At 35.4% G+C, this 16154-nt stretch carries 13 protein-coding genes; 6 read left to right on the forward strand and 7 right to left on the reverse strand.

What is annotated here, in order from left to right; all coding sequences use genetic code 11:
• Positions 1-13 precede the first annotated feature (13 nt).
• The 6 genes from J3U14_RS04285 to gyrB all read left to right on the forward strand — a co-directional run bounded on the left by J3U14_RS04285 (position 14) and on the right by gyrB (position 8415).
• Positions 14-922 (forward strand): recombination-associated protein RdgC, encoded by a 909-nt coding sequence (locus J3U14_RS04285; RefSeq protein ID WP_267350418.1) that lies wholly within the window; start codon positions 14-16, stop codon positions 920-922.
• Between the two features lie 191 nt (positions 923-1113).
• Complete coding sequence (gene ompA / locus J3U14_RS04290) at positions 1114-2211, forward strand: porin OmpA (RefSeq protein ID WP_267350416.1); 1098 nt, start codon at positions 1114-1116, stop codon at positions 2209-2211.
• A gap of 152 nt (positions 2212-2363) precedes the next feature.
• Complete coding sequence (gene dnaA, locus J3U14_RS04295; RefSeq protein ID WP_267350415.1) at positions 2364-3722, forward strand: chromosomal replication initiator protein DnaA; 1359 nt, start codon at positions 2364-2366, stop codon at positions 3720-3722.
• Between the two features lie 16 nt (positions 3723-3738).
• Complete coding sequence (gene dnaN, locus J3U14_RS04300) at positions 3739-4842, forward strand: DNA polymerase III subunit beta (protein ID WP_267350413.1); 1104 nt, start codon at positions 3739-3741, stop codon at positions 4840-4842.
• Positions 4843-4886: 44 nt separating this feature from the next.
• Entirely contained in the window at positions 4887-5960 is a 1074-nt protein-coding gene (gene recF, locus J3U14_RS04305) for a DNA replication/repair protein RecF (protein ID WP_267350411.1), read from the forward strand.
• A 43-nt stretch (positions 5961-6003) separates the two neighbouring features.
• Positions 6004-8415, forward strand: a complete 2412-nt coding sequence (gene gyrB, locus J3U14_RS04310) for a DNA topoisomerase (ATP-hydrolyzing) subunit B (RefSeq protein ID WP_267350409.1) — start codon at positions 6004-6006, stop codon at positions 8413-8415.
• Between the two features lie 103 nt (positions 8416-8518).
• Here the strand turns inward: gyrB and J3U14_RS04315 are convergent, their stop codons facing one another.
• The 7 genes from J3U14_RS04315 to J3U14_RS04345 form a co-directional block, all read right to left on the reverse strand.
• On the reverse strand, positions 8519-9991 hold the full coding sequence (locus tag J3U14_RS04315; protein WP_267350408.1) for a VWA domain-containing protein: 1473 nt from the start codon (positions 9989-9991) through the stop codon (positions 8519-8521).
• 104 nt (positions 9992-10095) lie between these two features.
• Positions 10096-11409 (reverse strand): vWA domain-containing protein, encoded by a 1314-nt coding sequence (locus J3U14_RS04320; protein WP_267350406.1) that lies wholly within the window; start codon positions 11407-11409, stop codon positions 10096-10098.
• 65 nt (positions 11410-11474) lie between these two features.
• Positions 11475-11960 (reverse strand): hypothetical protein, encoded by a 486-nt coding sequence (locus J3U14_RS04325; RefSeq protein ID WP_267358827.1) that lies wholly within the window; start codon positions 11958-11960, stop codon positions 11475-11477.
• The gene (locus J3U14_RS04330; RefSeq protein WP_267350403.1) at positions 11960-12646 is read right to left on the reverse strand and encodes a hypothetical protein; all 687 of its coding nucleotides are present in this window, start codon (positions 12644-12646) and stop codon (positions 11960-11962) included. The genes J3U14_RS04325 and J3U14_RS04330 overlap by 1 nt, the downstream gene beginning before the upstream one ends.
• A complete protein-coding gene (locus tag J3U14_RS04335; RefSeq protein ID WP_267350401.1) occupies positions 12646-14253 on the reverse strand; it encodes an SUMF1/EgtB/PvdO family nonheme iron enzyme in 1608 nt (535 codons plus the stop codon). The genes J3U14_RS04330 and J3U14_RS04335 overlap by 1 nt, the downstream gene beginning before the upstream one ends.
• The gene (locus tag J3U14_RS04340; protein WP_267350399.1) at positions 14210-15433 is read right to left on the reverse strand and encodes an ABC transporter permease; all 1224 of its coding nucleotides are present in this window, start codon (positions 15431-15433) and stop codon (positions 14210-14212) included. The genes J3U14_RS04335 and J3U14_RS04340 overlap by 44 nt, the downstream gene beginning before the upstream one ends.
• Before the next feature lie 3 nt (positions 15434-15436).
• Positions 15437-16153: an ABC transporter ATP-binding protein gene (locus J3U14_RS04345; protein ID WP_267350397.1), complete on the reverse strand. Its 717-nt coding sequence runs from the start codon at positions 16151-16153 to the stop codon at positions 15437-15439.
• Position 16154 lies beyond the last annotated feature (1 nt).

The following is a 16154-nucleotide window of genomic DNA, read 5'->3' on the forward strand; positions in this document are numbered from 1 at the left end:
GGAAATCAAAATTATGCTTTGGTTTAAAAATGCCATTATTTACCAACTTAATAATGACACTTTACTTGACAAAAACGCTATTGAAAAAGCTATCAAATCGGTACCTTTTACCCCATGTGGAAATATAGATACCATGAAAATGGGTTGGGTTTCACCTTATAATGATAATTATCACGATGATTTTATTGTTGATATGCAAGGTCACCTTTTATTACGTATAAAAAAAGAAACAAAACTTTTACCGGCTCCTGTTATCAAACAAGCTCTACTTGAAAAAATTGATAAACAAGAACAAGCACTGAGTAGAAAGTTAACTAAAAATGAAAAGGCAACGTTAAAAGATGAAGTCATGATCGACCTTATGCCTAGAGCATTTAGTAAATACAATCATTATTGGTTATGGATAGACACCATAAATAAACGTATTATTCTTGATACCAGCAGTTTTAAGCAAGCAGAAGATATTTTGGCTATTCTACGTAAGGAATTGGGAGTTCTTGCATTAACACCGCTCTCCATTGAAAAACCAGTTGAGCAAATCATGACAACTTGGGTCAAAGAAAAACTGAACTTTGCACCTTTTATATTAGGTGATCAAGCCGAATTAAAAGATCCACTTGAAGGAAACGGGATTATTAGCTGCAAAAATCAAGATATCACCAGTGATGAAATGATGATACATTTTGATTCGGGAAAATGGATAACAAAAGTGAAAATTATCGACGAAAGAGGTGTGAATTTTATCGTCAATAATGATTTAACATTGAAGCGAATAAAATTTGATTCGAGTGTTTTAGATGAGAATGAGGATATTGGCGCTGATGAATTTGATAAAAAATTAGAAGCCGATTTTTTCATCATGGCGAACTTATTATCAACAACAATCAATGACTTTTATATCGTCATCAATAAAATTACTTAAAAGATTGTGTAAACTTTTTTTACATAAAGTGTCATTAATTATAGATCTGCGTATAATATATGCTATAATTGAAATCAAATTATGTGCATCATAATTAAAAACAATAAGTAATCGATCCTTTATTTAAAGTAAAATTTAATTAAAAGGAAAGCAAACAACGTCTATAACAACATTCAAGTTGAGGCAACAAAATGAAAAAAACAACATTAGCTCTAGCAATCGCAGTTGCGAGCTTAACAGCTACTGCGGCAAATGCAGCATATGAAGACAACACTTTTTACGTTGGTGGTAAATTAGGCTGGTCAGAACTTTATAGTTTAGATCAAAGTAAAGTACGTGCATTTAGTCGTGATGTTAAAATCAGCACAACTGACAAAAGTAATGTTGCTGGTGGTGCATTCCTTGGCTTCCAAGCTAACCCATATTTAGCATTCGAATTAGGTTATGATTGGTTAGGTTCTGCTAAATATAAAAGATCTTACCACAATGCAGGTAAAACTTATGACGTAGGTCATAGTAAAGTTTCTGCTCAAGGTGTTTCTTTAACTGGTAAATTAAGCTATCCATTATCTTTCATCTCTGATGATTTAGATGTTTATGGTCGTGCAGGTGCAATGATCACTATCGCTAAATGGAAAAACGGTGGATACGTTAAAGAAAGTTATGGCAAAGGCGGAACAAAAACTGACGTTTCTCCAGTTTATGCATTAGGTTTAGACTACCGTTTTGCAGAAGACTTCTCTACTCGTTTAGAGTATCAATATGTTAACCACATCCATACTAAAACTGACGCATCTCCAGATGCAGGAACTTTAAGCTTAGGTATCACTTACCGTTTAGGTTCTCCAGCTGTTGAAGCTCCAGTTGTTGTTAAAACTTCTGAACGAGTTTACGATTTAAACGCTGACGTTCTATTTGCCTATGCAAAAGCTGACTTAAAAGAAAAAGGTCGTGAAGAGTTAGATAGATTATTACAAGATCTTATCAAACTTAGCCCTACTCAAACTGCGATCGTAGTAATTGGTCATACTGACCGTATCGGTTCAGAAAACTATAACCAAAAACTTTCAGAACAACGCGCTCAATCTGTGATGAAATACTTAGTATCTAAAGGTGTTCCATCTGAGATCATCAGTGCTCGTGGTGTAGGTAAATCTCAACCAGTAACTGGCAGCGAATGTAATGGCAAACGTGGCGCTACATTAAAAGCATGTTTAGCACCAGATCGTCGTGTACAAATCGAAGTGAAAGCAACTAACCTTCAACAAGTTAGAGAAACAACTCACTAATTTTCGATTTCCAAAACAATAAAAACCCGGTTAATCCGGGTTTTTTTATTGCTAATAAGTTAGTGAATAAACATTAAAACTCTATAAATTATCCACAAAAAAGATTATAATTAACGATGTGCTGTTAATAATAAAAATTAAAGGAGTGATTTGTGCCTACCGCTATCTGGCAAGAATGTCTTTCTCAACTACAAGAAGAACTTCCTACAACGGAATTCAATTTATGGATTCGCCCATTGCAAGCGGAAATGATTGATAACAAACTCTATATTTATGCACCAAACAGATTTGTATTAGATTGGGTAAAAAATAAATACCTTAACAACATATCTCAATTGATCAATACACTTTTCAATGATGATTCCCTAAAGCTATACCTTGAGGTGGGATCAACATTGTCAATGGAAAAAAAAACTAAAAATAATCAGCCTAAAACGGACGTAATGCCGGCTTGGAAAACAACCAAAGAAAGTAACAATAATCATACCTATCACTCGGGAATAAACCATAAACATACATTCAATAGCTTTGTTGAAGGTAAATCCAACCAACTCGCAGTAGCTGCTGCCAAACAGGTTGCTCAAAATCCAGGAAAAGCTTATAACCCACTATTTTTATACGGCTCAACAGGTTTAGGTAAGACCCATTTATTACATGCTGTAGGCAATCAAATCATGGAAGTCAAAAGTAATGCTAAAGTAGTCTATATGCATTCAGAACGATTTGTTCAAGATATGGTAAAGGCACTGCAAAATAATGCGATAGAAGAGTTCAAAATTTACTATCGTTCTGTTGATGCATTACTGATTGATGATATCCAATTCTTTGCCAATAAAGAGCGATCGCAAGAAGAATTCTTCCATACCTTTAATTCATTATTAGAAGGTAACCAACAAATTATTTTAACTTCAGACCGTTATCCCAAAGAAATTGATGGTGTTGAAGATCGCTTAAAATCACGTTTTGGCTGGGGCTTAACGATTGCGATTGAACCACCAGAACTTGAAACACGAGTCGCAATTTTGATGAAAAAAGCCGAAGAAAATAATATAAAATTACCGGAAGAAGTCGCTTTTTTTATTGCTAAACGATTACGTTCTAATGTGCGAGAACTAGAAGGCGCATTAAATCGGGTAATTGCCAATGCAAATTTCACGGGCAAATCCATTACGATTGATTTTGTTAAAGATGCTCTGAAAGATTTACTTGCCTTACAAGAAAAATTAATTACTATTGATAATATCCAAAAAACGGTTGCAGAGTATTATAAAATTAAAGTCTCAGATCTACTTTCTAAACGTCGTTCCCGTTCTGTTGCAAGACCGCGGCAAGTTGCCATGGCATTGGCAAAAGAATTAACAAATAAAAGTCTTCCTGAAATTGGTGATGGCTTTGGCGGAAGAGATCATACGACTGTATTACATGCATGCAGAAAGATCGCTGAATTAAAAGAAGAAAGCAATGATATTAAAGAGGATTATTCCAATTTAATTCGAACATTATCAACTTAATAAAAGAATCAACATTATGAAATTTATTATTGATCGAGAAAAACTTATCAAACCATTGCAACTTGTTAGTGCGCCTTTAAGCAGTCGCCCGACGCTACCAATTTTAGGCAATTTATTGTTACAAGTAAGTGATAGTACACTATCCATGACGGGAACCGATCTTGAAATAGAGATGATTGCTCATATCCCGCTTACGGAAGCAAACGAACCCGGTGCAACCACAGTCCCAGCGAGAAAGTTTCTTGATATTTGTCGAAATTTACCCAACAATGCTCAGATTTCAATAACTGTTGATGACAATCGATTGATGATTCAATCTGGTCGAAGTAAATTTTCCTTATCTACACTACCTGCCAGTGATTTTCCTAACTTAGAAAACTGGCAAAGCGATGTCGAACTTTCTGTACCACAAAAAACAATCAAACGTCTTATCGATGCCGTCCAGTTTTCGATGGCTAACCAAGATGTAAGATACTACCTTAATGGTATGTTATTTGAAATCGAAGATGGACTTTTAAAATCTGTTGCAACCGATGGACATCGACTTGCTCTTTGTTCGCAACCGATTGGTCAAAATATTGCAACGTCTTGTTCTGTAATTTTACCAAGAAAAGGCGTTATTGAACTGGCAAAATTGGTGAGTGATAATGACGATATTATCAATATACAAATTGGTAATAATAATTTACGAGTTAATCTCGGTGATTTTACCTTCACCTCAAAACTGATTGACGGCAGATTCCCTGACTACAAACGAGTATTGCCACGTAATCCCGATAAACCGTTAGAAGTTTCGTGCGAAGAGTTTAGAAATTCGTTATCACGTGTCGCCATTTTATCCAATGAAAAATTTCGCGGTATCCGACTTCATGTTCACAACAACCAATTAAAAATTACAGCAAATAACCCAGAACAAGAAGAAGCAGAAGAAGTGGTTGATGTAAAATACTCTTCAGCAGAACTTGAAATTGGCTTTAATGTGACCTATTTATTAGATATATTAAATACGTTGAAGTGCGATAGTGTACAACTACTTTTAACTGATGCCACATCAAGTGTACAAATTGAAGACATTAATGATCAGTCAGCCATTTATGTTGTGATGCCAATGCGCTTATAATCAAATTTAACCTTTCCGGCTTAGGCCGGAATAACTTAGCTTATATGATTCTTTCACAGATCAAAATCCATCATTTTCGTAATATATCTTATACCGAGCTGTGTTTATCCCCCCATTTCAACTTTATTGTTGGCGATAATGGTAGTGGTAAAACTAGCCTACTTGAAGCTATCTATATGCTTGGTCATGGACGAGCATTTAGACATATACAATCCAATCGTATTATTCAGCATGAACAATCTGAATTAACGTTATTTAGCCAAATTGAATCATCTAATCAACAAACCCGAACCATTGGGTTAGTCAAAGCACGTAATAATGATAATAGAATTAAAATTGATGGTGATGAGGGATTTCGATTAACCGATCTTGCTAAACTCTTACCCATTCAATTAATTACACCAGAAGGATTTGATTTACTTATTGGTGGGCCTAAATATCGACGAGCTTTTATTGATTGGGGGTGTTTTCATCATTATCCTGAATTTATCCATTTATGGAACAATTTAAAGCGGTTATTTAAGCAACGTAATGCCTTATTAAAACAATCCACGAGTTATAATCAACTGTTACCTTGGGATAAAGAGCTGGCTCCCATTGCTGAAAAAATAAGTCAAATTCGCTCGGAGTATTCACAGTATATTTTTCCCGAAATCATACAAACCTGCCATGACTTTTTGCCAGAATATCTGCTTAATTGTCAATATTATCAAGGGTGGGAACAAAACATTAATTATAGCGACATATTACACAAACAGTATGAACGAGATAGATTACTCAACTATACTTCATTAGGCCCACATAAAGCCGATATCCGTTTGCGTATTGACAATATACCTGTTGAAGATTTCTTATCACGGGGACAATTAAAATTATTGATGTGTGCACTACGCCTTGCGCAAGGTGAATATTATTCAAAACAAAGCGCACAACCTTGTGTCTATTTAATTGATGATTTCGCGTCAGAATTAGATCATCATAAACGAGCGTTATTAGCTAAACGCTTAAAAATGGCGAATTCACAAGTGTTTATCACAGCGGTTAGCCAAGACCAAGTAACCCATATGATTGACGAAAATGATAAGATTTTTCACATAAAATCTGGTATAATTTCCTAAATATACAGAATGATATAAATAAATCAAACAAGTCGAGAGATCCATGTCAAATTCTTATGATTCTTCTAGCATTAAAGTACTTAAAGGACTTGATGCTGTCCGAAAACGTCCAGGTATGTATATTGGTGACACTGATGATGGAACAGGACTTCACCATATGGTTTTTGAAGTTGTTGATAATGCCATTGACGAAGCATTAGCTGGCTATTGTCATCACATTGAAGTGATCATTCACCCTGATAATTCAGTCTCAGTACGAGATGATGGTCGTGGTATTCCAACCGGTATCCATGAAGAAGAAGGAGTTTCAGCAGCTGAAGTCATTATGACGGTATTACATGCTGGCGGAAAATTTGATGATAATTCATATAAAGTATCTGGTGGTTTACATGGTGTGGGTGTTTCCGTCGTTAATGCCCTATCTGATAAATTAGAATTGGTCATTTATCGTGAAGGAAAAATTCACCAACAAGTTTACCATTTAGGTGTCCCTCAAGAGCCGTTAAAAATCATTGGCGAGACTAGTGAGTCGGGTACTTATGTGCGTTTTTGGCCAAGCCCAGAAACCTTTACTAATATTGAATTTGTTTATGAAGTTTTAGCTAAACGCTTACGTGAGCTATCATTCTTAAATTCAGGTGTTTCAATCAGATTGCTTGATGAACGTACCGGTAAAAGCGAACATTACCACTACGAAGGTGGGATACAAGCTTTTGTTGAATACTTGAATAAAAATAAAAACCCGATTCATCCAAAAATCTTTTACTTCAGTACGGAAAAAGACGGTATAGGTGTTGAAATCGCTTTACAGTGGAACGACGGTTACCAAGAAAATATTTATTGTTTCACCAATAATATTCCTCAACGAGACGGCGGTACCCATTTAGCCGGTTTTCGTGGAGCAATGACCCGTACCCTAAACAATTATATGGAAGCGGAAGGATACAGCAAAAAAGCGAAAATTAGTGCGACCGGTGATGATGCTCGTGAAGGACTCATCGCGGTTGTATCGGTCAAAGTACCTGATCCAAAATTCTCATCTCAAACTAAAGATAAGCTAGTTTCGTCAGAAGTAAAATCGGCTGTTGAATCGGTAATGGGTGAAAAATTAGCGGAATATCTGCTTGAAAACCCATCTGATGCAAAAATCGTGGTAGGTAAAATTATTGATGCAGCAAGAGCACGTGAAGCCGCTCGTAAAGCGCGTGAAATGACACGGCGTAAAGGTGCATTAGATTTAGGTGGCTTGCCGGGTAAACTGGCTGATTGCCAAGAAAAAGACCCTGCCCTATCTGAACTTTACTTAGTGGAAGGGGACTCTGCGGGCGGTTCTGCAAAACAGGGACGAAACCGCAAAAACCAAGCCATTTTACCGCTCAAAGGTAAAATCTTGAATGTAGAAAAAGCTCGCTTTGATAAAATGCTTTCTTCACAAGAAGTTGCTACACTGATTACGGCATTGGGTTGTGGAATTGGTCGTGATGAATATAATCCAGATAAAATGCGATATCACAGCATTATTATCATGACCGATGCTGACGTCGACGGTTCACATATTCGAACATTGCTATTAACCTTTTTCTATCGTCAAATGCCCGAAATTATCGAACGTGGTTATGTTTATATTGCGCAACCACCACTCTATAAAGTGAAAAAAGGGAAACAAGAACAATATATCAAAGATGATGAAGCGATGACGCAATTCCAAATAGCATTAGCGCTTGAAGATGCTTCATTGCATGTTAACGATCATGCGCCTGCACTGGCTGGCGAAGCCTTAGAAAGATTGATTGCTGAGTATCAAAAAGTTGAAAAGCTCATTGCGAAAATGGAACGCCGTTATCCTAAAGCATTACTGTCTGAGCTGGTTTACCATGATGTATTAGATGAAAATATACTTAAAGATAAGCAATTAGTCGAAAATTGGGCAAAAACCATTGTCGACAATTTATCGAATAAAGAACAACATGGTAGTAGTTACCGTTATTCAGCTGAATATAATGAAAAAACACAACTTTATGTACCTGTCATCAAAGTGAGAACGCATGGAGTAGATAATAACTATGCATTAGATCAGGTATTTATTCACAGTAATGAGTATCGTAACATTTGTCATTTGGGTAAACAGTTAAGAGAACTCTTAGAAGAGAGTGCTTATATCCAAAGAGGAGAACGAAAACAACCGGTTAGTTCTTTTGAAGAAGCCGTTGATTGGTTAATTAAAGAATCACGCCGTGGTCTGACTATCCAACGTTATAAAGGGTTGGGTGAAATGAATCCAGAACAATTATGGGAAACCACAATGGATCCAACCAGTCGTCGAATGTTACAAGTGACCATTAAAGATGCTATTGAAGCGGATCAACTATTTACCACACTAATGGGGGATGAAGTTGAACCTCGTCGATTATTTATCGAAGAAAATGCTCTTAAAGCAGCTAACTTAGATTTTTAATTAGCTCAAATTGGAATAAAAAACCAGACTCAAAATAGTCTGGTTTTTTTATTAATACACATCGCTAAAATAGTCTACGATGAATATTCATCTGTCTTATTCTTTATTGGCATACAGGGCGATTAATTTTCATATCTGAAACGGCTTTATTCATCTGTTTAATCATATCTTTTGGTGTCTGAGCTATATATACCTTGCCCCCTGTCGCATTTGCAACACAATCAATCTTATGTTCACCAGCAATATCTACAATATTGATTTTTAAACGAGGTTTTGAGACTGAAATATGATGAGCTAATGTACAGATATTTTTATGAGTACAGGTATCTTCACCGTCACTGATAATTAAAATATAATCATCTCGTTTTACTCCATCAAGCATATTACTAGCTTTTTCTAATCCATTATAAAGTGGTGTTCCCCCACTACCAGCAGCGGTTGGCGTCAGTTTATTAATTTTATTTTTCAGTGTTCCACGGTTTTTATAACTATAAAAAGGTGAAACCTCGGCCGATGGACAGCCCGTTAGGGTCACTAGTGAAATATTGATATTTTGTTGTATTTTATCAATGCTAGTTAAAGCAACCTTTTTGCTACTTGATAAACGGCTTGGTAATCGAGTCATACGTTTTTCGTAGTTTAGCTTGTCTTGTTCCGACATATAGCGTGGAAAACCATAACCCAAATACTGAAAATACTGTTCAACCTCAGCGGGTGACTCTGCTAATGTCACAATCATCGACAACGAATTATCAAATACCATCACCATTTTAGATGGATTGGGATTACTGACCAATTCTTCTTTGGTAATACAGTTAGCAGGATTTTTAACTTTTGGTTTAGGCTTTTCTTCAGGTTCCAGTTTTTTCTCCTCAACCACTGTTTCTGTGTGCTCAACAGGTTGGTGATCCGGCTTAACTTCTGGATCAGGTTGGATAGGAACATCAACTGGCTCTAATTGAGGTTTTTTCTCTTCATCAGCAGGTGTTATTACTGGTGCTGAAACATGACTTGCTTCATCCACACTATCTTTATTAAATGGATAAAAGACATACCAAAGCCCACCAATTAATGCCAGTAATAGCAATGCTAAAAGGAATATAGACCACCAACGCCAAGTCGATTTGGTTGGAAGCTTGGGTTCGGGTACTTTAGGCGGTAAAACAGGATCTTCAAACGTATGAACAATAACAGGCTCATCATTAATGACAAAAATTGAATTACCTAAACTTTTAATTCTTGGTATCCAAAATGAAACCAGTGTTTGTTGTTCAGTGGTTAACGGCATCAATTTAACGGTATTTTCAATATCAATAATACGTGTTTGTAACGTTATCGTTACCGTTTGTCGATATAGTTCATTACTGATATCGCTTAATAATATGGGTTGTCCTTCCAGATTGGTAGACCATGCAATGTAATGATCATCTTCTATCAATTTTGGAATAGCGAAGACAGAAAAAGCCCGTTCAGTCAGATGTGATTTTAATAACGATAGTAATGAATTATATTGTTCTAATAAATTGATTTTTTGTGAATCACTGCTATCAAAACAATGCCGTGTTATTCGCTGCATGATAAATTAACTTCCTTACAGATCATTCTAATTTTACCTCAGCTTCAACATGAACATCCAAATATTAAAGATCATCACTGAATAATATCCTATTCGAATGCTACTTATTCACACAAAGGTTTACTGATATTCATATCAGAAACCGCTTTATTCATCTGTTCAACAAGCTCGGTGACATTGTTAGCAATATAGACCTTTCCACCCGTTTTATCCGCTAAACAATCAATCTTATGCTGTCCCACAATGTCCACTATATTTATTTTTAAACGTGGTTGTTGGTTGGCAATTTCATTGGCTAAAGTACAAATATTATCTTCCGAACAATTATCGTCACCATCACTGATAATTAAAATATAATCATCATGATTTACGCCATCAAGCATTGAACTGGCTTGCTTTACACCACTATATAACGGAGTAGCACTATCATATTCTAATGGTGTTAAACGATTAATTTCATTCTTCAATTTTTCTCTATTATCAAAATGATAAAATGCAGATGCCTTTGCGACAGGACAACTATTTAACGTGACAAGAGCAATATTGATATTAGGTTGTATTTTATCAATACTGGATAACGCAACCTGCTTACTACTCGATAGTCGATTCGGTAATCGGGTCATTCTTTCTTCATATTGCTTGGCTTCTTCGAAAGTAAGATGATCAATCCCATTTGACAAATATTTTTCAATTTCTGCTTGAGGTTCAGTAAGCGTTAAATACATCGAAGCGGAGTTATCAAATATCATCACCATTTTAGAGGTTTGCTCGTTTTTTTGGATTTCTTCCTGTGAAATACAGCTAATTACTTCAGAAGTGGGATTGTTTGAGGTCGTTGGTGGTAATAGTTCAGCAATAGGTACGGGTGCTTTATCTTTTATATATAAATAATATAGATATCCAAGTAACCCGACAAAAGCAAGTGCTAAGGTCAAAAACCACCACCTACGCCAAAATGATTTTGTTGTCTTGACAGGAAAGGCTGGAGCCACTTCATTAGTTAGGATTGGCTCATCAAAATGATGAACAATCACAGGTTCATTATTAATGACATAAATCACATTACCTAAACTTCTCATTCTCGGTAACCAAGCCGAAATCAGCGTTTGTTGATCTTCCGTTAATGATTTGATTTTGATAGTATTTTCAATATCATTTAAACGCGTTTGAAGTGTTTTTTCAATCTGCTTTTTATCTGCTTCATTAATAATCTCTTCAATGGCAACGGGTTGACCTTCAAGATGCGTATACCAACCAAGACAATGATCGCCTTCAATTAATCTCGGTATTGCTAAAATCGAAAAACTACGTTCGCTAACATTAGGCTTTAACAATTGTAAAACTGAATTATATTGATCAAATAACGAGATTTTATCTAAATCATTAGGATCAAATAACATTCTGGTTATACGTTGCATTGCTAATTTGTTTCCTTATGTTAAACATCGCTTTTGCTAACTATTGATATAATGAATACGCAAATTTAGATATTCAAAGCTTTCTGTAATTGTTGAAGTTTTTTATTTAATTTATCTAACTCAACTTTCTTTTCAATTTCTGAAGAATTTGAATTATTCACTTGCTTAAGTTGTTTTTCAATATCATCGACTTGTGCTTGCAAGTCTGCGCGATCTTTCGCTTTTTCTTTAATTTCGTTGGTTAAACTCGTTAAATCATCTTTCAATTTTTGTTGTTGTGCTTGCTTTTGCTTAATACTTAAGGCAGTGTCATTTTTCTGTCGTTCGATATTGGCATAGATCGCTTTAAATTGTTGATTTGCCTTTTTTTCATCTTCTAAAATTTGCTGTTTTTGATCAATTCGGGCTTGATAGTTGCCAGAATAATGACAACTTATCTTATCAAAAAAACCGATATTCGTATTCGTTGGATCACACTGTTCGGTTGTGGTTGAACAGCCCATTAACAACAAAATAGGGCTGAATAATATAAGGTATCTTTTTTTCATCATTAGCTCACCTGTACTGCTGAACGTTGTTGACTTACCACATTAATTTGTTTTTCAAGTAATGCTATCTGTTTATGAAGCTGATTAATTTGTTTATCTAATTTTGACATATTAATCCCTGATTGTTTTTCCCTTGCTGAAAGCATAACCCAATCACTTTCAATGCCTTTCATACGATCTAATTTGTCAGTTAAGTAAGCAATATTTGCATCGATTTGCTTCAACTCATTTTTAATCTGTCTTTTACTCAACGTTTTATTTTCAATCTGACTATTTAACACTTTCAAAGTTGCTAAATTTTTATCCAATACAGCTTGCGCATTTTGAGTGACAGCTTGTACTTCCATATTATTTTGCTGAATATCATAAATATAAGCATCAATGCGCATTTCTTCATCTGCATACTCAGCACGCTTAGAATCAAGATAATAATTAGCGCCCATTAATACACCACACCCTACCGCTGCTGTAGCCAGACAAACACCCGGTTTTCCGCCAACTAAAATACAGCTAAGACCAGAAAATCCTGCACCAACGACACACGATTGCCAGGCTGATTTACTAAAAAATTGAGATGTATTACTATTGGTTAATGCAGGATCAACGTCTTTAGTTCTCCACCCTGATGATTGACATCCAGTTAAGACAACAGATAAACATAATGTTATTATGACAACTATTTTTTTCATTATTTCCTTCCTTTAATTTCATTGCAGGTTTGTAACCAAACTGATTGTTCTATTTTACCCGATACAATGTATTGATTGATATGTTTTAAATAGAGCTTTAAATAATCGCTCATATTTGCCTTTCCACTACTTTGTAAAATAAATTGTGTTGCTTTAGCTTGTTCATTAATTGTGTTTTTTTCGTAATTTGATGCAGTGCTAACAATAGTATCAGCATAATATTTTAATATAAAATTGCGTGCATTTCTTGAATCAATAACAACTTGATTTAAATTATTTAACTTTGTTTTAGAACACATATCTGTACTCTCTAGCTCACTTGAGTCGCTTGCATCACAAATTTCATTAATCATTGTATTATATAAATTATGATTATATTCATATTTATCATTAAGATCAGAGACATTCGCACATAAAAAAGCCCCCAATTGTAAGGCAGATTGAATGGAACGATCTCGCTGCTCATCCCGTGACTGGTTCGCACTTCGTAAAAGTAGATTAAGTTGATTTAACTCTTTTTTAGTTTTTTCATCTTCAACTTGTTTAGTAATTTTTTCCAGTTCATTCACCACATTGTTATCATTTGACGATTCGACTTCATTACCAAGTTCGTTCCACTGTTTTTCTAATTCTTTAATCGAAACTTTAGAGTGCATAACTTCAGTGGTATACACTAAACGAAATCCAACATCTTTGCTTTGATAAGCACCTTTATTATCATAGTAAGGCTTTTCACTACGAAAGGCAGTTGTTATTGAAGATTCAGGAGTCAAATAACTACCGCCCCGAATAATCATGCCTCCTGGTTGTCCATGATAACGATCTAATTTATTCATTCTAAATGAATCAAACATCATTTCACTGGCATTACCTAAAATATCATAAAGATCCAGTGGATTAGGAGCTAACCGACCAATAAGTTGTAATTTTCCATTGGCTGACTTTGCCCCTGAAAACCAGGCATAGTTTTCCAAACCACTCGTAATAGGAAAAACTGTCTCGCGAAATTCAGATTCAGTGACTTTCATGCCACCCCGTGCAGCGTACTCCCATTCGGTATTCGTTGGCAAACGTACATAGCCTTTTGGCAACGCTTTTAATTGAGATTGGTTTTCCAGTAACCATTGGTTATATTTATTACTAAATGCAATAGCATCAAACCAACTAATATTAGTCACAGGGAAAATCAAATTCACTTTAGCCGTTGGACAAGTATCATTCATCACCGCTTGATATTGTAGTGCTGTAATTTCATATTTACCGATTAAATAATACCTTTCTTCGTTTTCATTAGAAAAGCTACCAGAAATATAATTAGGTGTTGCGTATTCAGCAAAACCTAACTCTTTTTGATTACTGCCTAAAATTACTTTTACATCCTCAAGTGGTTTATTGGTAGACGTAAATACCCTTTTCATCACCAAACGCCCATCACAAGGCATCGGCAAAATCACATCATCACTGGCAGGTTTAGGATTATAAAACTTACTCTCCCAAGGCTCAGCATAACTGCATAAAGGGATAAAACTTAAGATTAGTCCCCAATAATGCCATTTTTTATGATTATACTTCGCGCAAGCTTTCTGCTGGCTGAATCTTAACAGCACGTCGACCTCCTACCGTTACTACAATAGCTGATATCAATAAAGTAAGTAAAAATGCGATAATAAAATGATAAAATTGTAATTGGCTAACTACTGGATGTGAAACTAAATTTTTACCTAACACAAAATTAAAGGCATAGTTGCCAAATAAAAAAAGTAGGCAAGAAATGATAAATGCCAAACAACTTAGCATCATGGCTTGAGTCATTAAATACAGCATAATCCCTTTAGATTTAAATCCAAGTAATCGCATCAAAGCGATATCTTTGCGTTTACGTTCAATATTAGATAGAAATGATCCTGTAAAAGATAAAATACACCCTAATACAGCCGTTATTGCAATGACACTAAATATAAAATTGAGAACCCGATCTATCGCTTGCATATTTTCTATCGCATTAGCTTGAGTACGTGTTTCAATATTTTGTTGACGTAGTTTATAAGACAAAGGCGCTACATCATCAAGTGACCTTGCATAAATACGTGCTCTAGCAAATGAGTTATGTTCTGGCGGATTAACAAGCCCTGTGGTTGATTGAAAAATATTTATTTGATAACCGTCATAAAAATGTTCCATATCAATTAAAAGCGCTAAAGACACAAATGCGGCAGCCCGACTATAATAAATTTCGGGAATCACTCCGATGATCTCTAACTCGACTATACCTTTTTCCAGTTTGCCATCGAGTTGTCTTGTCACAACCATTTTTACTTTATCACCAACCTTTGCCTGCATTTTTTCTGCGGCTAAAGCGGATATTAAAATCTGTTGTTCATGATGCAAGAGCGGTAAACTTTGGGTTATAGGATCACCTTTAGCTGTCGGAATAATTTCAGCATTATTAACAAAATGACGATTATCTTTCATTAAATCAGCTTGAGTATTAAGGGAACGTGTCAACGGAATCACAAACGCAGTTTCAGGTTGTTGGGCAATCCATTCAAACATTGAATGATCTAACTGTAAATTACCCACAATTTTAACTTCTAAATTTTGCGGATCATTAAGTAACTGCTGGCGAAGCTGTGAAACAACACCATATTTTAAGCTAAAGAGTAGCAACAGTGGGGTAATTACCGAGATCACCGATGCAATAATACAAAATGAAACCTTCTTGTCGTACCATAAATCCGACAAAGATAACCGAGTAATAAGCCGCCATTTCGATAATAATGTGATCATCGCTTATACCTCATCTTGTAAGGGTAAAAATTCGGATGAATGGGAAGAGGTAATTTGAGACGTTAAAGTAAATAATCCTTTATCAGCAATACGTTGCCAATCATGGGTCACAATCAAGGCAGCAATATTATCCTGCTGAGCTTGCTCAATTATTAAATCAAATAATAAATTGGCATTATAAGGATCAAGCGCTGAAGTCGGTTCATCAGCCAGTAATAGTGCAGGTTTATGGATAATTGAACGAATAAAAGAAGCTCGCTGTCTTTCACCAATCGAGAGTTGTTTAGGATATTTACTTAACAAGTGTGAAATACTCAACTTTTGTACTAAATAATCAAATCGTTGTTTATCCACCTTTTTTTGTAACACATTTAATGAAAGCAAAATATTATCATACACCGTTAAAAAAGGGAGTAATCCGCCTGTTTGCAACATAAAGCCCAAATAATTTGCGCGCATATCCGCTAACTTATCCAGTTTATCGTGTTGGATTAGTTGAGCAATATCAACGTCACCATTATCCATAGTAAGATTGTAGCAACCAATATGGTCAGGCTTTAGAATCATACCTATCATTTCAAGTAATGTGCTTTTACCCGAACCGCTATCACCTCGAATAATAACCACCTCACCCGCTTTAACGGTCAGCGCAGGAAGGTTAACACTAAAAAAAGATTTACCAGTTGAGCGCGTGATTGCAAGTTTTTTTATCGTTAGCATC

It is taken from the genome of Gilliamella sp. B3801, from assembly GCF_026536645.1.
GTDB classification, from domain to species: Bacteria; Pseudomonadota; Gammaproteobacteria; order Enterobacterales; family Orbaceae; genus Gilliamella; species Gilliamella apicola_I.